This window comes from Candidatus Brocadiaceae bacterium, assembly GCA_012728835.1.
Taxonomy (GTDB): domain Bacteria; phylum Planctomycetota; class Brocadiia; order SM23-32; family SM23-32; genus JAAYEJ01.
Genome location: JAAYEJ010000019.1, coordinates 71,482 through 90,502 on the forward strand (window position 1 = coordinate 71,482; position 19,021 = coordinate 90,502).

Below are 19,021 nucleotides of genomic sequence, written 5' to 3' on the forward strand. Positions count from 1 at the left end.
GGCGTCACGCCGGCCAGGCCCCCAACACGGCCAGCGACCGCTCGACGATGGGCGCGATGCCGCCCGCGTCGCCGATGGCGGCCAGGCCGTACTCGAGCGTGACGCCGCCCGCGTACCCCGTGTCCAACAGCGCCCGCAGGCAGGCACGTGCGCGGCCCGAACGCTCCGAGATGATCTGGTGATCGCGCCCGTCCACCACGTCATGCAGGTGCACGGCCGCGACGCGGCGCAGGAGGGCCTCGGGCGGCACAGGCGCCTGGGCGTGGCAGTCGACGGCCAGCAGGTAGTGCCCGACGTCCAGGCAGAGCGGCAGGCCGGCGGAGGCTTCCAGGAGTTCGTCGGAGACGTCGCCGATTCGGATGATCGTCGAGTCGTGCGGCGCGGGCATCTGGAACTCGACGGCCGGCCGCACCTGCGGGTACTCCTCCGCACAGAGACCGGCCATCACGGCGAAGTAGGCGCGGGAACGGTCCAGCAGCGTCCGGCGGTAGTCGTCCGGCGCCCCCAGCGAGGGGTCGTGCCGCGCCTCGGCGGGATGGATGACGAGCCGCACCGGCGCCCCCGTGCCCTTCGCCACATCGGCGGCCCCGCGCAGGATGGCCGTCAGGGCGGGCCGCACTTCCTCGCCCGGGCCGAAGGCCGCCGGGTTCGTCTCCCCCCTGGTGTACGGGTGCAGGTACGTGCGCAGGCACGCGCCGGCGCACGCGGCCGCCTCGCGGGTCAGCAGGGCGCGTTCCGGCTCGTCCTGAAGGGTCCGTGTGCTGAACTCGACATAGGCGAACCCCGCCCGGCACAGGAACGCATAGAGGTCGTCGGGAGGGGCCGGCAGGCGGCCGTCCTCCACGTAGGTGCGCCAGTCCAGCGGGAGCTTGAAACCCAGCGGCACGCGAAGGTCCATGGTCGGTGCCGGGCCGGTCGGCCCGTCCTCCAGCGGGGTCGGGGGCGCGGACACGCCCCCCGCGCACGCAAAGGCATAAAGAAAAAGGGGAACCCGGCCATAACAGACCGGGCTCCCCTTCGCCGGCTCAAGGGCGTTCGGACCCAGCGCTCAGTTAGTCCAGTCCAGATCCCAGCCAACGTCCCATTGGTCACGCTGGCCAGGCTGGCGCCGCATGTTGCCCAGCTTGCAGTCGACGGCCTCATCGCCCCGGTAGTATCCGGTCCAGGCGTTGTCGGTGTAGACGTCCGTGTCCTGCTGAATCTGAACCATCTCGCCGCTGATCTCCCGTTCGCCGAAGAGGTCCGGATTCGGCGTGCCGCCGACGTTGTTCATGCGCACGAACGCCACGTGGCTGTCGAAGAACAGCACGACGGAACCGGTCTCGTGGCTGGCGTAGTTGCTGGCCGGGAACGGATCGGTGGTTGTCGCATACCACTTCATGCGCTCGCGCTCCATGTCCGGAGCGTCGGCGTAGACGGCCCGTCCGCCGTTCGCGTTCCGCGGCACCGCGCAGTCGATCAGGTAGTCCGGATCGTTCGATTCCTTGGCGGTGCTTCGGAAGCGGTACTCAGTCGTTTCGGTGTCATTGTCCGGATCGAACAGATTGCCGTCTTCGTCCTCCGTGCTGATCTCGATCTCGTTGTTGGTCATCGCGCAGTGGAACAACTCCACCTGGTCGGCGTACGCCCCACCATAGAGCTTGGCGACCGAGAGCGAGGAATCGTAGACGCGGTCATCCCCGTCCAGCCACGAGAAGCTCGGGTAGGCGCCCCGGTTGTCGGTCCCATACATGACCAGGAACGTCCCCACATTGCGCTGGTTGTTTATGCAATGGGTCTTCCGGGCCTCCTTGCGCGCCTTGGCGAGCGCGGGCATGAGAAGGCCGGCCAGGATAGCGATGATCGCTATCACCACCAGCATCTCGATCAATGTAAACGCCTTACGCATGGCACCCTCCCGACCTGATAGGATTATGGTCATCATCTCGTCCTCGCCTACGCTCTCACTATATAGCATGGGCGCGCCGTGTCAAGGGCAAAAGCCCCTTCGGGGGCCGTCAGAGCCCTGGGGAGGCCCTCCGTCGCCCTGCGGGGGCCTTGCGCGGCCGGCACCGCCCCATCGCCCCCACACACCCGGCGCACCGGCGGACACCTGGGGTGTAAGAAGTTGGGAAGCTCTCGCGCCGGCGGCCCACGTCGCGTTTGGCAAGCCCGGCGCCGGCTGCTATAATGGCGGCAAGCCCCTCCTCCGGGGGCCTTCGGAGATACGGAACCAATGCCTGCGTCCCCACCCCCGCGCAACGACGCCGACGGGCGACCGCCGGAGGGCCCTCCCCCCAAGGAGCCCCCCCCGCGCATCTTCCGCATCCCCCTCTGGTACATCGTGGGCGGATTCCTTCTGGTGCTCCTCATTCAGCACGTCGGCTCGGACCTCCGCTACGAGCAGATCGCGTACGGCCGGTTCCGTGCGCTGCTGACCACGGGCGGGATTCGGACGGTCGAGCTGACGGGTTCCCGGGTGCGCGGGGAATACGCCCCGGCCGAGGGCCGGTCCGGCGCGCGGGGCTTCGTGGCGAACCGGCCGGTCAGCGACGACGAGTTGCCGGCCCTGCTCCAGGAGCATCTGGGAGAGGACTGGGACGTCAAGACGTCGTGGCTGGAGAGCCCGGTGTTCTACTGGCTGCTGCCCCTGCTGCTGCTCTTCGTGTTGTGGCGCTTCCTGATGGGCCGCGCCGGCCCGATGCGCAGCGTCATGGACTTCAGCCAGAGCCGGGCCAACGTCATCGCCCAGAAGGACGTGGAGGTGACCTTCCGGGACGTGGCGGGGATCGACGAGTGCAAGCAGGAGCTGGAGGAGGTCGTCGAGTTCCTCCGGAACCCCTCGAAGTTCACGCGCCTGGGCGGCCGCATCCCCAAGGGCGTGCTGCTGATCGGACCGCCCGGCACGGGCAAGACGCTGCTGGCCCGGGCCGTGGCCGGCGAAGCCGGGGTGACGTTCTTCAGCCTCAGCGGGTCGGACTTCGTGGAGATGTTCGTGGGTGTGGGCGCCGCGCGCGTGCGCGACCTGTTCGAGCAGGCCACCAAGGCCGCCCCGGCCATCATCTTCATCGACGAACTCGACGCGCTGGGCAAGAAGCGCGGCGGAGGCATCCTGGGCGGCCATGACGAGCGCGAGCAGACGCTCAACGCCCTGCTGGTGCAGATGGACGGGTTCACGGCCCAGAAGGGCGTCATCCTGCTGGCGGCCACCAACCGCCCCGAGATGCTGGACCCCGCCCTGCTGCGCCCCGGGCGGTTCGACCGGCAGGTCGTCGTGCCCCCGCCGGACCTGCGCGACCGGCACGAGATCCTGCAGGTCCATGCCAGGGACGTCAAGCTCGGCCCGGACGTGGACCTGCAGAAGCTGGCGGCAATGACGCCCGGCTTCGTCGGCGCCGACCTGGCCAATCTCGTCAACGAGGCAACCCTCCTGGCCGCCCGGCAGGGGAAGAACCAGGTGGAGATGGCCGACTTCGAGGACTCCATCGAGCGGGTGGTCGCCGGCCTGGCCAAGCGCAACCGCCTGATGAACGAGGAGGAGAAGAAGATCGTCGCGCACCATGAGGCCGGCCACGCGCTGGTCGCCTGCCTGCTGCCGGCGGCGGACCGCGTGCGCAAGATATCGATGATCCCCCGCGGGATCGCCGCCCTGGGCTACACAATGCAGATGCCCAGCGAGGACCGCTACCTGCTGAAGAAGAACGAGCTGACCGACCGCCTGACGGTGATGCTGGGCGGACGCTCGGCCGAGGAGGTGGTGTTCGGCGAGATATCGACCGGCGCTCAGAACGACCTGCAGAAGGCCTCCGAGCTGGCCCGCCGGATGGCCACCGAGTTCGGCATGAGCAGCGAACTGGGCCCCCTGGCCTACGGCAGCAGCCCCGAGCCGTCGCCCTGGGGGCCGGAACTCATCGGGCGCGGCCCGTGGAGCGAACAGACCGCGCGCGAGGTCGACGCCGCCGTACGCACCCTGGTGGAGGACGCCCACGGGCGCGCCGTAGAGCTGCTGAGCGCGCATCGGCCGGCGCTGGACGCCATCGCCGCCGCGCTCCGCGAACGGGAGGTCGTCGGCGAGGAGGAGCTGCAGGCGATCCTGGCCGAGCACGGAATCCGGTTGCGCGGCTCCGGGCCGGGCGCCCCAGAGGAACCGGCGCCGCAACCCGGTCCAACGGCCGAACCCGACGCACAGCCCCCGGCCGGCGACGCCCCCGAACCGCCCGAAGACCCATGACCGGCCAGACAGGAGCACGTCCATGAATGACCCGACGGTCCCGCAGCAGGAGCATGACGGCGAGGCGCGCAAGCCCTTCTGGCGGTTCGAGACGCTCCGCGAGATCGGCATGGGCCATCTGATCCGGCTCGGCGTCCTGGTCCTCGTCGTCCTCGGCCTGCTGTTCGCCACCCTGCACTTCAACAGGCGGGCGGACACCACGCGCAAGGAGCGCCAGGAACAGGTGGCCGCCGCCCTGCAGCGGACGCACGCCATCCTGGGGATGATCCGCCCGGAGATGCCCGCCCAGGCGCTCACAGACCTGTTCGCAAGTGCCGACGAACTCCTGGCCACCGTCAGCGAACTGGACCCCGACAACGAGGGGCCCGCCCGGTTGGCCGTGCCGCTCTGCTATGCCTGCGGGGAGCTGGACACGGCGCTGGGCTTCTTCAACGAACTGGACGTCTACGCCCTGTCCCAGGAGCTGGCGGCGCTCCGCCCGGGGCTGTTCAGCCGGGCCGACCGCGTGCTGGCCCCCTTCGAGGCGCTGAAGGTCGAGACCGCCTCGCCGCTCCTGACGCGACGCGACCGACACTACATCCGGGCCTGCGGCTACCTCTGGGGGCTGGCGCGGGACATCGTGGCCGGCGCCGAGAACGACACCGAAAGGGCACTGCGCCTCGCCCGCTGGGTGGCCCTGCACGTGCTGCCCGTTCCCTCCAGTCCCGTACCGGCCGACCCCTACATCGTGATCTGGCGCGGATACGCGGACGCCGATCAGGCGGCCTGGCTCTACGCCGAACTGGCCCGCCAGGCGGGGCTGGCCGCCCGGATCCTCGTGCCGGCCGCGCCGGGCGACGATGACACGGCTGGGCGCGTCCTCGTGGAGATACTCCCCGAGGACGCCGCGCCCCTGCTGGTCGATCCCCACGCCGGTGTGTGCCTGATGGACCTCGATTCCGGCACACCTCTGACACCCGAGCAGCTCGCCGACGGACTGCCCTCCCTGCACGCTCTGCCCGGCGGCGCGTACCTGTCCGAACCCGACCGACTCCGAAACGCGGAGCGGCGAATCGCGGTGGCCGTCGAGGCCTGCCTGCGCCGGATGCTGGTGTTCGACTTCCTGCTGGCCCCCCTGCCCCTGCCGCCCCGGATCGGCTTCGACCCCGACCGCCTGGGCAACGCCGAGGTCCCGCTGTGGGAACCCGTCGTCACCATCCGGGACCGGATGACCGCCGAAGGATCGGCCGATACGGCGTCCCTGGACTTCCGATACGTCAACCCGATCCACGAGGGTCGCCGGCTGCAGTTGCGCGGACTCCACCAGGCGGCGCACGCCGCCTACGTGGGGCACGTCGCCGACCTGACCGCCGCGATCGAGGCCGCCGAGACCGAGGAGAGCGCCGCAACCCTGCGCGAGGCGCTGGAGTATGCGCGCTTCTGCGCCGCCTCCAATGCCCTCGACGGCGGCGAGGTCGTGCCGGCCGAACGGCTGGCCTGCGAGTACCTGGAGCAGTACGGCGACGGCGTCTGGCGGACGCCCGCCCTGCTGGTGCGGGCCGAGGCCCTGGCCGCCCTGGACCGCACCGACGAGGCCCGGGCGATCTGGGACGACGCGCCCGCCTCCCGCCGGCTCTTCGCCGCCCTGCGGTCCCGCGGGCTGCTGGCCGGGCCGCCCGCACGCCCCCTGCCGCCGCCGCCCGCTGCCGAGACGGACCAGGACGCCCCGGCCGAGGACCCCTGAGGCGCCCCATGGACGATCTCCCGGACAGGGCCCTCCGCTTCGCCCGCAGGCACGGGCTCCTGAATCCCGGAGAGCGCGCCGTCATCGCGTTCAGCGGCGGGGCGGACTCGGTGGCCCTGGCCCTGGCCCTGGAAGCCCTCCGCGACGACGGCCGCCTGCCCCTGGCGCTCTCCCTGGCCCACCTCAACCACATGCTCCGCGGGGCCGAGGCGGACCGGGATGAGGCGTTCTGCCGCGACTTCGCCGACGCACACTCCCTGCCGATCGCGATCGAACGGGCGGACGTGCGCGCGCACGTGCGCACGCACGGCGGCTCGCTGGAGGCGGCTGCCCGCCGGCTGCGCTACGAGTTCCTGGCCCGCGCGGCCGACCGCGCCGGCGCCGGCGCCGTGCTGACGGCCCATCACGCCGACGACGTCGCAGAAACAGTGCTCCTGCGCCTGGTGCGGGGCGCCGGGCTGCACGGGCTCGGGGCCATGGCACCCACCCGGCCGCTGGACGACGCCGGACGGCCGCACCTGCGGCTCGTCCGCCTCCTGCTCGAGGTGCCCCGGGCGGACCTGCTGGCCTACGTGCAGCGGCGCGGGCAGGCATTCTGCACCGACAGCACCAACCGCGACACCCGCCACGCGCGCAACCGCGTGCGCCACCTGCTCATGCCGCTGCTCGCACGCGAGTTCCCCACGTTCAGCACCGCCGCCCTGGCGGGCCTCAACGCCTCCGCACTCGAGTCCGCCGCGCTGCTCGATTCCCTGCTGGACGACCTCTGGCCCCGCCTCTGCCTTCGGGCCGGGCCGCGGGAGGTCGTGCTGGCGGCGGCGCCGCTGGCCGACGCCGCCGCCCCGTTGCGCAAGGCGGCCGGCCGGCGCGCGTTCGGACGCCTCTGCACGCCCCCGGCGCCCGCGCTCCGATTCGGCCACATGGAGGAGCTGGCCCGGCTGCCGGGGCGGCCGGTCGGAACGTGTCTGGCCCTGCCGCGGGGCGTCCGCGCCCGCCGCGAGCACGGCGTGGTGCGGTTCCTCGTCGGCCCCGCCGAAGGCTGGCCGCCCCGCACGCTCCCGGTGCCCGGAGCCGTCGAGCTGCCCGAGGCCGGGCTGCGCCTGGAGGCGACCGTCCTGCCGGCCGGCAGCCTGGCGGCCTCCGAGGCCGCCGCCCGCGCGACCGAGGGCCGGGTGTTCCTGGACGTGCGCACGACCGGCCGCCGCCTGGTCGTCCGCACGCGCACGCCCGGTGACCGCTTCCACCCCCTGGGGGCGCCGGGCGAAGGCCGCCTGAAGGGCTTCTTCATCAACGCCAGAGTGCCGCGCGGGGACCGCGATCGCATCCCGCTGGTCGCCACGGACGACGGGGCCGTCGTCTGGGTGGTGGGGCACCGGATCGGCGAGCCGTTCCGGCTGCGCGGCGACGACGCACCGGTGCTGTGCCTGCAGGCCGAACGCACGGATCGGCCCCCCGTCTGAGAGCACACGCCCGTTTGCTTTTCGAGGCCCCCGTGCGGTACCATGCTGCTTCCCTGAAAGGGCTTGCGCACACGGGATGAGAGTCGCCACCTGCCTGAAACTGATCGTTCTGGGAGCCTTCCTGATCGCCCTGGGGGTCGGCGTCCGCACGGCGCGGAACCTCTGGCAACACTATACGTCCCCCGAGTATCTCGAGGCGACGCTCCGCACCGAGCTCTCGCGGATGCTGCAGGCGGAGCTGGAACTGGGGCCGGTGCGGCTGAACGAAGAGGGCCTGCTGTCCGTTCGGGACCTCGCGCTGCGCCTGCCGGACGAACCCGAGCCGGTGCTCGCCTGCCCCGAGATCCTGGTGGAGCTGGACCCGTTGCAGATGCTGCGCAGGCGGCCCGTGGTGGTGCGGGCGACGCTCGTGGACCCGACGCTGCGCCTGGCCTACTCCCCGGCCGGGGGACGATGGAACGTCCAGGACCTCCTTGCGCCGGCGGGACGGGAGCCGGACGCCCCGCGCGACGTGCCCCTGCCGCCCGGGCTCCTGCGCGGGGGCATCGTGCTCGACAACGCAACGATCGTGGTGCGCCACGAGCAGTTGTTCGGCGACCCGGCCCCCCGGGCATACCCCGGCATCTACCTGCAACTGCGCCCCGCGCGCGGCCTCCGGTCCTGGACGGCCGACGGGGACCTCCGGGCGGGGTGTTTCGGCGGGATGCGGCTGCAGGGCTGGGCCCGGGTGGCCGACGTGCCGGAGTTGAGCCTGCAGATCGCCGCCGCCGGCCTGCGAGCCGACGAGGCCTTCTGGCACCAGGTCCCGTTCGGAAGCGGCATCTGGCGGCAGTTCGCCGTGCGGGGACTCGTGGACTGCCAGGGCACGATCCGGCAGCGGGTGGGAGAGGAGGCGCGCTTCAGCATCCAGGCGGAACTCGCCCATGCCGCCGTACGCGTGCCGTACTACCCCGTGGAACTCGCCGAACTCCACGGACGCGTCCACGTCACCCAGAAGAAGGTACAGCTCCAGGACTGCGTGGGCGTGATCCCGGCCGGGCAACTGGACGTCTCGGAGTCCGATTCCCCGCCGCCTCAGGTGCGGGTGAACGGCGCGCTGCCCCTGGCCGGCGGCACGGGCAGGATCTATGCGGAGGTGATGGACATGCCCTTCGGCCGGGAGACGGTCACCGCCATCCCGGAGGCCGGCCCGGAGATTTGGCGGCGCCTGGCGCCGGAGGGGCGATGCCGCGTGCAGCTCACCATCGAGGACCGCCCCGCGCCGGCGCCCGACACGTTCCGGGCCGTCGTCCATCTGGACGACGCCACCGTCCGCCCGCCCGAGCTGCCCGTGCCGGTGCGGCGCGTCGGCGGGAGCCTCGTCGTGGACGGACGGACGGCCCGCCTGGCGGGCGTGACCGGCCAGATCATGCAGGACGCCGGCCCCGACTCGCCGTCGTCGTTCGCCGCCGTCGGGCTGGACGGCGTGCTGGACCTGCGGGGGGACGACACGGCCCTGCGGGTGACCGTGCGCAACCTGGACTCCGACCAGGCCCTCGTCCAGGCCGTCCCCCGCGTGGGCGCCGACCTGTGGACGACGTTCCGGCCCGAGGTGGTCCTGGACGCCGACCTGCTGCTGAGGGGCAACGTGGCCCGCCAGGACGTCGCCGCCACCGTGTTGCTGGCGCTGCACGGCGGCACGGTCCATGCCGACTTCCTGCCCATGCCCGTCCACGACGTCTGCGGGCTGCTGCGCGTGGAGGACGGCGCCGTCCTCGTCGAGGGCCTCACGGCCGTCCTGGACACCGCCGAGCGGCAGGACAACGGGATCGCCGGGCGGAGCATGGTCCGGCTCTGCGGCCGGGTGCGGCCGGAATCGACGGCAGGCGACCTCTACGTGGAGGCCGCGAACCTGAGGCTGAACGAGACGATCCTGGCCACCGTGCCGGAGGTCGGACGGCGGCTCTGGGAGGAGGCCCAACCGCAGGGCACGATATCGGTGAGCGGCCGCGTGCGGCACGACCCGGAGCAGAAGGCGCCACTGCGCTTCCTGCTCACCGTGGACCTGCAGGACATCACGGCCCTGCCTCGCTTCCTGCCGGTCCCGATCGACGCCCTTGCGGGACACCTGCTCCTGACGGAGGACCAGGCGATCAGCAACGACTTCAGCGGCGTCACCTGCAGCGGGCAGTTCGACGGCGCGGCCGTCGTCTACTACGGCCAGGGGGTCGAACTGCCCGGCTACGGCGCGCAGCTCCAGTTCTCCCAGATCGAACTCGGCGAGCTGCTCGGCGCAATCACCGACGGGCCGGCCGACCTGACCGGCCGGCTCAGCGGAGCACTGGCCATCGGCGGACTGGCGGGCGACTCCCTGAGCACCGTCGGCCGCGGGGTCGTGAGGCTCTCGCAGGGCCGCCTGTTCGAAACGCCGTTCTTCGGCCAGTTGCTCGGCGTCCTCCGCTTGTCCGTGGGGGGGGCCGAACAGGGCACGACGCGCGGCGAGGCCCGCTTCGTGCTCAGCGGCGACACGGTCCACGTGCATTCCCTCGAACTGACGGGCGGCGGGCTGAGCCTGACGGGCTACGGCGAAGTCATGCTCGACGGCCGCCTGAACCTGAAGATGGTCGCGGTCGGGGCGCCCGTGAAGGGCGGCATCCCCATCGTGAGCCCCCTGGTGGGCTGGCTCCTGCAGTTTGTCGAGCGGGAACTGGTGCAGTTGCACGTGACGGGCACGATCCAGCAGCCGCGGTTCGAGCCCACGGTCCTGACGACCATCAAGTCGGGCGTCCTGGGGCTGCCGGGCGCACTGCTGAGTCCGTTCCAGAGCGGCGAATGAACCGAAGCGCCCATCCGAACCTCTAACCGGAAACAGACGACTCCGTTGAGCGGAGAGACGCAATGGACAGAGGATTCCGCCTTGTACTCAGAACGGCCCTGGTGCTCGTGCTGCTGGCCGGCGCGGCGCTGATCGTCTACGCGATCATCGTCGGCCGCCCGGGACTGCCCGCGGCCCGGCCGCACGTCGACGAGCCGCCCCCGGCCCGCCCCGAGCCTCCGCCCGTGGAGGACCCGCCCGTCCGGGACGCGGCCGGCGCGGAACCCGCCGCCGGCGGCGACCTGGAAGTCGAGGTCCACCAGTTCCGCATGGTCATCACCGGCGAGGACGGCCGCGAGGAGGCTATGATCGAGGGCGAGCGGGGACTGCCGCGGGCCGGCTTCATAGAGGTCTTCGCCCCGATCGTGAACCTGCCGGCCGCCGCCGGCAGCGGCAACGCCGTGGACGCACGCCTCGGCGACGTGCGCATCACCGCCCGGCGCTGCCAGTGGTTGAACGACGACAGCGGGTTCCAACTCTCGGACGACGTGATTGCCAAGGGCGAAGACTTCACGATCACCACCCAGAGCGTCCGCTACAGCGCCCGCGAACGCACCCTGACCTCGGGCGACGCCGTCCGCATGGAAGCCCGAATGCTCGAGGACGGCCAGGACGCCACCACCAGCATGCTTCTGACCGGCGAGGGCCTGAACGCCAACATGGCCATCCGGAACATGAGCGTCCTGCGCGATGTGAAGGCCCGGTTCTTCGGCGTTTCGACGGACTTCCTGGCCTCCCGCACCGGCGAAGACGACTCCACGGCGCGGGGCAACGACGTGCTGATCACCAGCGCCGGCCCCATGGACTACGAGCACCTGGCCCAGAGCGCCGTCTTCCACGACTCCGTGCGCGTCGTGGCGGGAGAGACCACGCTCACCTGCGACAGGCTGGCCCTGCAGATGCGGCGCACCGAGCAGGAGGAGTCCGTGCAGGTCGAGCAGCTCGTCGCCCAAGGCAACGTCCGGCTCGTGCACAACGACCTGACCGCCCGCGGGGATACGCTCGTCTGGAGCGAGGTGACGCAGACCGGAGTCGTCTCCGGCCAGCAGAGCGCCGTCATCTCCACGGCCGACTTCGAACTCAGCGGCAAGAGCCTGACGCTCTTCCGCATCAACGAACGCGTCACGGCCGAGGGACCCGGCCGGCTCCACTGGACCGGGCCGCCCGCAGCCGAGACCCCGGCCGAACCGCCGGCGGACGCGCCCGCCGAGGCACCCGCCGAGGCCCCGGCCGGCCCGCAGACCGGCACCTTCGGGCTGTCCGCCGACGCCCCCGTCACCGTCCGGTGGAACGAAAGCATGCGGTATGACAACGCCGAGCACCTGGCCGTCTTCCAGGGCTCGGTCGCGGCCAACCAGAACGGCCTCGCGCTGACCTGCCGCCAGCTCGTGCTCACGTTCGCCGCCGACGACTCCGGCATCCGCAAGGTGCAGGCGGACGGCTCCGTGCGCCTGCACGACTCGGCCGACGCCGCAGGCGCCGACGTGCTGTGCGAGCGGATGGTCTGGGAGGCCGCAGGCGACACGGTGGAACTGACGGCCGCGCCCGACGGCCGCGTACACGTCAACACGGCGGAGGGCGTCATCACGTCCGCTCACGTCATACTCAACAACCGAACGGGCCTGCTCGCCTGCCCCGCGCCCGGCGAACTGAAGACCGTTCCCCCGCCGCCGAACGATGACGACACTCCCCCGCCGCCCCTGACCGTGCAGTGGCAGGAGGAGATGCGCTTCCGCCAGCAGCCCGCGACGGAGGCCTCGTTCCGCGGCAAGGTGGTGGCCGTGCGCGGCGCGCAGCAGATACGCGGGGAGTCCCTCCGAGTCGAGTTCGACGCCGACCGAAACCCCCTGACCGTGGTCGCCGGCGGAGGCGCCGCCATCCACATCCCGGCCGCCGGGCCGCAGGCCCTCCTGCCCCCCGCCGGCGAGGCTCCGGACCCCGACCCGGCGAACCCCGCCGACCCGGCCGAAGACGACTGGCTCCTGGAGGCCGAGGAGGTGACGTTCTTCCCGGCCGAGGACACCGTGATCGTCGGCACGCCGGGAACGCTGACGGTTGCCAGCGGCCAGGCGGCCACGGGCCGGATCCGCTGGCAGGACTCCATGCGTGTGAGCCGGCGGGACGGAGTGGCCCAGTTCCAGGGCGGAATCGTGGCCCAGGTCTCCGGATCCCGGCTCGAGAGCAGGAGCCTCCGGCTGGAGTTCGGCCCCGAAGGCACAATGCGCCACATATGGGCCGAAGGAGGCGTCTCGGTCCTCAACGGCGACGGGGCCGACCAGTGGAACGTGCACTCGGAGGCGGCCCGCGCCGTCTTCGACGCCGAAGGCGTTCTGCGCCAGATCATCACGCAGGGACAGGTCAACGTGCAGGCCACCCAGTACAGTCTCGTCGCCGACGTGCTCACGCTGCACACTGCGCCGTCCGCCAAAGCGGACGCCTCCGCCAAAGCGGACGCCTCCGCCGAAGGGGCAGCCTCCCCCGAAGGGGAGGCCTCGCCCGAAGGGGAGGCCGCCACCGACGTCGTGCGCGCCGTGGCCGAACGCAACATCCTCGTGCGCTACCTGACCGAGGGCGACCTGCAGGCCCAGGGAGACCGCCTGGAGTGGGAACGCCGGACCAACCTCTTCGTCCTCACCGGCGAACCGGTCGCCCGCGGCCGCTATGCGGGAGCCGACACCGCCAGCGCGCGGATGGAGTTCGACAAGAACACCGGCCGGCTGCGGACCAGCCCCGTGCGCACAGGGACGCAGACCGATCCCTTCTGAGACCCCCGCACGACGCACCACAACACAGGAGGCCGTACATGTCGATCATATTCGCTGACGGTGCGCCCGACCGCATGGTCGGGCCGGAGTCGATGCGGCGGGCACTGCGCTGCGTCATCGAGTTCGCCGGCGACACACACAGCATGCTCGTGCTGCCGCCCGACGGCACACGCCCGCATGCCGGCGCCGGCCTGCTCACGCAGATGCTGTGGGAGGAGGCGCACGCCTCTCGCTTCGACGTCATGCCCGCGCTCGGCACGCACGTGCCCATGTCGCGTGAGCAGATCCAGCACAGCTTCGGCACCGACCTGCCCCTCGCCGCGTTCCTGGAGCACCGCTGGCGCGACGACCTCACCCGGCTCGGCGTCATCCCCTCCGACTACGTCCACGAGGTCTCCGGCGGATGCCTCACGGACCTGATGCCGGACTACGCCGTCCCGGTCGAGATCAACCGCCGCATCGTCGAAGGCGGCTACTCGGCCATCGTCTCCATCGGCCAGGTGGTCCCCCACGAGGTGGCCGGTATGGCCAACGGGTTCAAGAACGTCCTGGTGGGCACCGGCGGCCGCGACACGATCAACCGCAGCCACTTCCTGGGCGCCGTCTACGGCATGGAGCGCATGATGGGCGGCACCGACAACCCCGTGCGCAAGGTGCTCTCCTACGCCCACAAGCACTACCTGGCGCCCCTGCGCATCATCTACGTCATGACCGTCATGGAGCCCGACGGCGCCGGGGGCGTGACGATGCGCGGCCTCTACGCCGGCGACGACGACGAGGCGTTCGAGGCCGCCGCCGCCCTGAGCCGCCAGGTGAACGTCACCGTCCTGGACGAGCCCCAGGAGCGGGTCGCCGCCTTCCTGGACCCGCGCGAGTTCAAGACCACCTGGCTGGGCAACAAGGCCGTCTACCGCACGCGCATGGCCATCGCCGACGGCGGCGAACTCACCATCCTGGCCCCGGGCATGCACGGCTTCGGCGAAGACGCCGAGATCGACCGCCTGATCCGCCGCTACGGCTACCGCGGCACCCCGGCCACGCTCGACGCCGTCCGGGAGAACCAGGAGCTGCAGCAGAACCTCTCGGCGGCCGCCCACCTGATCCACGGCTCCTCCGAAGGCCGCTTCCGGGTCGTCTACGCCACCGATCCGTCCCTGTTGAGCCGCAGGGAGGTCGAGGGCGTCGGGTTCGAATGGCGCAACCTGGGCGAGGCGCTGGCCGAGTTCCCGCCCGACCGGCTCCGCGAGGGCCGCAACCACGGCGTCTACTACGTCAGTTGCCCCGCCCTCGGCCTCTGGGCCACGCGCGAGCGCATGAACGGCTGAGAACCCGCTGAAGGAGTGTGGCACAGGGAGACGCCTTCAACGGGCGGCCGACCCCTCAGCCGGCCGCCAGGAGGAAGTGCGCCCCGCCGCCGCCCACGGCAGCGCCGAACGCCGCCAGCCGCTGCCCAATCGCCTCGCGCAGCGGCGCGGGCATCGCCGCGTCCGTCTCCACCCGGTACGACGCCACCTCGTGGCGCCCATACCGGCGCGAATACTCCTTGCGCATCCGGTCGAACAACTCGCCCCTCCGCTCGGCGCCCACGGTGGCCTTCAGGTCGCTGCTGACGGCCTCAACGTCGTGCACGCGGGCCAGCACCGCCCGCACCGCCGCATCGGCATCCAGCGCCGTCCGGCCCGTGCACGCGAACTCCACGCGCTCCCCGCGCGGCGGGTCGAATCCCCGCATCAGCAGCGGCTCGGTCGCGATCGGCTCCCGCCCGAACAGGCGGCACATCTGCTCGTAGATGGCCACCGCCCCCCGGCGCTTGGCCTCCACGGCGTACCCGGCCACGTGCGGCGTCACGATCCGCGCCCGCTCCAGCAGCTCCGCCGCCGGCTCGGGCTCGCCCTCGAACACGTCCAGCGCGGCACCCGCCGGCCGCCGCGCCCTCAACGCCTCGATCAGCGCCGCCGAGTCCACCACCGCCCCGCGCGAACAGTTGACCAGCCAGGCCCCCGCCGGCATCCTCGCCAACTCGCGGGCGCCCACCATGTGGAACGTCGGGCAGGCGCTCTCCCCGGCCCGCGTCAGCGGCACGTGGAAGGTCACAAAGTCCGACCCGGCCAGAACGTCCTCCAGAGGGTGTGACGCGAACTGCGCGTCGCGCTCCGCCAGCGGCGGATCGCAGCAGAGCAGCCGCATCCCGAACGCCCCCGCCCTGCGCGCCACCCGGCGGCCGCAGTTGCCGTGCCCCACGATGCCCAGCGTCATCTCCGACAGGGGCCGGTCGGCCCCCGCCGTCAGCCGCCCGAGCACCATGAAGACGTGGTCCGCCACCGACTCGGCATTTGAGCCCGGCGCCGACAACACCGTGATCGGCGTCCGCCGCGTCGCGTTCGCCCGCTCGATGTAGGCCATGTCCACGTGGTCAGTGCCGATCGTCGCCGTCGCGATGACGCGCGCCGACGCCGCACGGTCCACCACCGCCGGCGTGACCCCCGTCACGCTCCGAATCGCCAGCACGTCGAACCCGTCCAACCCGGGAAGCCGCTCGTCCACGTCCCGGCCGGCCACCATCGTCACCTCGCCCAGGGAGCCGAACAACTCCCGGGCCAGCGGTATGTTCTCGTCCACAAGTATCCTCATGCGCGCACATCGCTCCCCTGCCGATGGAAGACCCCATCCTAACCCGTCACCCCGCGCCCCACAAGCGCCCCCGCACGCCGCTCGAAGGGCACGCGGGGCTGCCCGTCGGGGCGCGCACGACACCGGCGGACACGGCGCCGCTTTGACGGCCCCCCGGCCGCGCCCCTATAATGCCGCCCAGTGGCCGCACGACGCACCCCACCTCCGCCACCGGAGAACGACCGTGGACGCCGAAGTGAAGCTCGCCATCATCGGAGTCGGACAGATCGGCAAACGCCACCTGGCCAGGTACCAGGAGGTCCCCGGCGCACGCGTCGTGGCCATCTGCGACGTCAACGAGACGGAACTCCGGCGTGTGGCCGAACAGAACGCCATCCCGCACGCCACGACGAACCCGGCGGACCTGCTGGCCATCGACGAGATCGCGGCCGTGGACGTCTGCCTGCACAACAACCTGCACGCCCCCGTCAGCATCGCGGCCATGGAAGCGGGCAAGCACGTCTACTGCGAGAAGCCGCTGGCCGGCTCCTATGCCGACGCCCGGGCGATGGTGGACTGCTCGCGCCGGCTCGGCCGCATGCTGTCCATGCAGCTCGGCAGCGTCTTCAGCAGCGCGACGACCGCCGCGCGCCTGCTGATCGAGGAGGGCCGCCTCGGCCGGCCCTACTACGCCAAGAGCAGCTTCTACCGTCGGCGCGGCCGCCCCTTCGTCGACGGCTACGGCTCGGCCTCGTTCGTCAGCCGCCGGGTGGCCGCCGGCGGCGCTCTCTTCGACATGGGCGTCTACCACATCGGCCAGATCCTCTACCTGCTGGACAACCCGGACGTGCTCACCATCGACGGGGCCACCCACCAGGAGATCGACATGTATGAGGACCGCCGTCGCGCCTCGGGGTTCGATGTCGAGGAACTCGCCGTCGCCCTGGTGCGCCTGGCCGGCGGCATCACCTTCTTCATCGAGGAGGCATGGGCCATCCACCTGGCGGGTACCGACGGCAGCAAGCTGGTCGGCACGCGCGGGGGCGTCAGCCTGGCCCCCTTCGCCTACCACACGACGATGGCGGACATGGAGATGGACGGCGCGTTCGAACTGGCTGCCGCCGAGAAGCGGCGCCTGAGCTGCCTGCCCGAGGCCGCCGCCTTCGCGAGCCCCCAGCACCACTGGGTGGCGGCCCTCCAGGGCCGCGTGCCTCTCCTGCCCACCGCCGAGATCGGCCTCAACACCATGCTGATCAGTGAGGGCATCTACCGGTCCCAGCAGATGGGCCGCAGCGTCACCGCGTCCGAGGTGGCCGAGGCGTCCGTCGCCACCGCCCTGCCTCTCTGAGACCGCCGTACGTCCCGCCGCGCGCTCCAGCCGGCCTGCGCGGCGCCACCCGCCCGACCGAAAACGGGGCGCGCGGCCCAAGACGGCGCGCGCGGCCCAAGACGGCCGCGCGCGCCGTTGCGCTTCAGACGCCCATACTACCCACCCACACGCAGCCGCCCCGTCCGGGTGGCCGCGCGCGCCCCCGCCGGTGCTCGTCGCCCACACACGCCTGCCGCTACTTCCCCACGAGACCCTTCTGAAGCTCCATAAAGAAACCACCGCCCTCGCGCGTTACCGCATCGACGCATCCCATGAAGCGGTACTCCTCCCCCACGACCGGCAGGGACGCGCCGCCCACGTCCGCCGCAGGCACCTCGATGCCGACATCCGCCCCGGCAAGGCCCCCACCCTCCACGTCGAGCTCCACGTACCAGCCGTCCGCCTCTGCCTCGGCGCTCACAACGCGCCCCTTGCCGTACACGTAGCTGTTCCGGTAACTCGCCCAGGTCCTGTCCCAGGCGTCGGCAGCGGCTTCCGTCAGCACCTTGAGAACCCGCTCGTAGTCCCTGTGCCCGCGCAGGTTGGGCCGCTCCAACGAAGCCGCCCCTGCACCCGCCGCCCCCGACCTCTCGCCGGCGTCGCCATCCCCCCCCTTCTTAGCCACGAAAACCACAACAACGATCAGCACGATTCCGATCACCGCCCACACAACCGCCTTATTCACTCCTCGTTCCTCCTCTGGCGTGAGAACCGGCTCGCTGCACCTCCACAGGACACCATGCTACCCCCCTGTCCGCCCCCCGTCAACCGTCCCCCCGGCCCGCGAAAAAGAAACGGGGCGATGCGATGCATCGCCCCGCACGACCGCCCTGTCAGGAGATCACGCAGACCTCCCGAACGCAGAGATCACTGGCCAGTATTCAGAAGCTCGTCGGGCCAACCCCAGGCTTCCGGACCGCCGTAACCGGACTCGCCCGTGAAGCTGTCCGGGTTCAGTGCCGGATCCGTGCACCGCCACCAGGCGGGGTCGCCGCCGACCAGCGACGCGTCCGTGGGCTCCTTGCCACACCGACGGTGGAGCATGCAGAACCGCGCGCCGCGGTTCGGCTGCCAGAACTCCCACGCGCCGACATCCTCGCCCCAATCCTCCTCGAAGGCGTCGAAATAGTAGATGTCGTCGACGTCGGTCGGCTTGTACGCGCCGCCGATGTTCGCCATGTCGTTCATCCAGTCGTCCTCGCCCGTGCCCGCCATGGCGTTCGGGTTGCTCGCATTGGGCTGCTTGTAGAGCAACCGGTTGTTCTGGATGTAGCCGTACCGGCGCCAGGTGCCGGTACGCACCGTCCTCGGAGTGAAGTAGCTGTTGACCTGCCCACCGGGCCACCCGATGTATCCCAGCTCCGGGGTGGTGCCCGTCGGGCCACCGCCCTCCATGGTCCAGTCCCAGTGCTCGTAGAACACCGGCTGCCACGCCCCGGCCATGTCGGCGAACAGAGCGTTCGCTCCTTCGCCCCGACCGTTCTTGTCGGCGTGGTTCGCAGGCTCCAGGCCATACATCGTGACCATCTCGATCCCGTCGGCGGCCACAACGCGAGCCTCATTCGGCTCCTTGGGAATCCGTCCTTCATCCCCGAAGTAGCACGTCTGGTCGATGTTCCCGATTGCCAGATGCACGTCCGTGTTGACCCCATCATGCCACCGCGCCTCGGACGGTTCCCTCGGGAACTGCGACGATCCATAGGCGGGGCACTTGTAGGTGGCAAGATCCTTCACATACCCCTCGTTGACGATCAGGGCCAACGAGTCCGGCCCCATCACCCAGGGGCCCTGCGACTCGACGGTCCACTCACCATCCAGATCGTTGCGGAGCATGTTCCAGCCGAGCCCGATGTTGTGCACATTCGACAGACACGCTGCCTTGCGCGCCTCTTTCCGGGCGGCGGCCAGGGCGGGCATCAGCATAGCGGCCAAGATAGCTATGATGGCTATGACCACCAACAGTTCGATCAGAGTAAAGGCCTTCTTCATCTTCACGTCCTCCCACTAAATCCGTTCGCTTCGACCCTTCT

11 protein-coding genes and 1 pseudogene are annotated in these 19,021 nt (G+C 71.2%); 7 read left to right on the plus strand and 5 right to left on the minus strand.

Going from position 1 to position 19,021, the window contains the following annotated elements:
- Positions 1-4: 4 nt before the first annotated feature.
- Positions 5-952 carry a sugar phosphate isomerase/epimerase gene (locus GXY85_03180; GenBank protein ID NLW49831.1) on the minus strand — a complete coding sequence of 316 codons (948 nt, stop codon included), beginning with the start codon at positions 950-952 and terminating at the stop codon, positions 5-7.
- A 96-nt stretch (positions 953-1,048) separates the two neighbouring features.
- A complete protein-coding gene (locus GXY85_03185) occupies positions 1,049-1,888 on the minus strand; it encodes a type II secretion system protein (GenBank protein ID NLW49832.1) in 840 nt (279 codons plus the stop codon).
- A 327-nt stretch (positions 1,889-2,215) separates the two neighbouring features.
- Here GXY85_03185 and hflB point away from each other — a divergent pair, with 327 nt between their 5' ends.
- From hflB to GXY85_03215, 6 genes are all read left to right on the plus strand, one after another.
- Positions 2,216-4,210, plus strand: a complete 1,995-nt coding sequence (hflB, locus tag GXY85_03190) for an ATP-dependent zinc metalloprotease FtsH (protein ID NLW49833.1) — start codon at positions 2,216-2,218, stop codon at positions 4,208-4,210.
- 22 nt (positions 4,211-4,232) lie between these two features.
- Positions 4,233-5,933, plus strand: a complete 1,701-nt coding sequence (locus GXY85_03195; protein ID NLW49834.1) for a transglutaminase domain-containing protein — start codon at positions 4,233-4,235, stop codon at positions 5,931-5,933.
- Between the two features lie 8 nt (positions 5,934-5,941).
- A complete protein-coding gene (gene tilS, locus GXY85_03200) occupies positions 5,942-7,393 on the plus strand; it encodes a tRNA lysidine(34) synthetase TilS (GenBank protein NLW49835.1) in 1,452 nt (483 codons plus the stop codon).
- Between the two features lie 76 nt (positions 7,394-7,469).
- The gene (locus tag GXY85_03205) at positions 7,470-10,208 is read left to right on the plus strand and encodes a hypothetical protein (protein NLW49836.1); all 2,739 of its coding nucleotides are present in this window, start codon (positions 7,470-7,472) and stop codon (positions 10,206-10,208) included.
- 62 nt (positions 10,209-10,270) lie between these two features.
- Entirely contained in the window at positions 10,271-13,012 is a 2,742-nt protein-coding gene (locus tag GXY85_03210; GenBank protein ID NLW49837.1) for a hypothetical protein, read from the plus strand.
- Between the two features lie 38 nt (positions 13,013-13,050).
- A complete protein-coding gene (locus tag GXY85_03215; protein ID NLW49838.1) occupies positions 13,051-14,337 on the plus strand; it encodes a DUF2088 domain-containing protein in 1,287 nt (428 codons plus the stop codon).
- Between the two features lie 55 nt (positions 14,338-14,392).
- Here the strand turns inward: GXY85_03215 and GXY85_03220 are convergent, their stop codons facing one another.
- Positions 14,393-15,643, minus strand: coding sequence for a 4-phosphoerythronate dehydrogenase (locus tag GXY85_03220; protein ID NLW49839.1), 1,251 nt, complete (start codon positions 15,641-15,643; stop codon positions 14,393-14,395).
- Between GXY85_03220 and GXY85_03225 the strand changes: the two genes are divergently transcribed.
- Positions 15,642-16,970: a Gfo/Idh/MocA family oxidoreductase gene (locus GXY85_03225; protein ID NLW49840.1), complete on the plus strand. Its 1,329-nt coding sequence runs from the start codon at positions 15,642-15,644 to the stop codon at positions 16,968-16,970. The genes GXY85_03220 and GXY85_03225 overlap by 2 nt on opposite strands.
- 217 nt (positions 16,971-17,187) lie before the next feature.
- Here the strand turns inward: GXY85_03225 and GXY85_03230 are convergent, their stop codons facing one another.
- Entirely contained in the window at positions 17,188-17,676 is a 489-nt protein-coding gene (locus tag GXY85_03230) for a hypothetical protein (GenBank protein ID NLW49841.1), read from the minus strand.
- Between the two features lie 1,157 nt (positions 17,677-18,833).
- Positions 18,834-18,980 (minus strand): annotated as a pseudogene (locus GXY85_03235) (prepilin-type N-terminal cleavage/methylation domain-containing protein).
- Positions 18,981-19,021: the final 41 nt, after the last annotated feature.

Excerpts from the sequence above, each read along its gene's own strand:
- GXY85_03185 (NLW49832.1), bottom strand. The coding sequence starts at position 1,888 with ATGCGTAAGGCGTTTACATTGATCGAGATGCTGGTGGTGATAGCGATC.
- hflB (NLW49833.1), top strand. The coding sequence starts at position 2,216 with ATGCCTGCGTCCCCACCCCCGCGCAACGACGCCGACGGGCGACCGCCG.
- GXY85_03195 (NLW49834.1), top strand. The coding sequence starts at position 4,233 with ATGAATGACCCGACGGTCCCGCAGCAGGAGCATGACGGCGAGGCGCGC.
- tilS (NLW49835.1), top strand. The coding sequence starts at position 5,942 with ATGGACGATCTCCCGGACAGGGCCCTCCGCTTCGCCCGCAGGCACGGG.
- GXY85_03205 (NLW49836.1), top strand. The coding sequence starts at position 7,470 with ATGAGAGTCGCCACCTGCCTGAAACTGATCGTTCTGGGAGCCTTCCTG.
- GXY85_03210 (NLW49837.1), top strand. The coding sequence starts at position 10,271 with ATGGACAGAGGATTCCGCCTTGTACTCAGAACGGCCCTGGTGCTCGTG.
- GXY85_03215 (NLW49838.1), top strand. The coding sequence starts at position 13,051 with ATGTCGATCATATTCGCTGACGGTGCGCCCGACCGCATGGTCGGGCCG.
- GXY85_03225 (NLW49840.1), top strand. The coding sequence starts at position 15,642 with ATGCGCGCACATCGCTCCCCTGCCGATGGAAGACCCCATCCTAACCCG.
- GXY85_03220 (NLW49839.1), bottom strand. The coding sequence starts at position 15,643 with ATGAGGATACTTGTGGACGAGAACATACCGCTGGCCCGGGAGTTGTTC.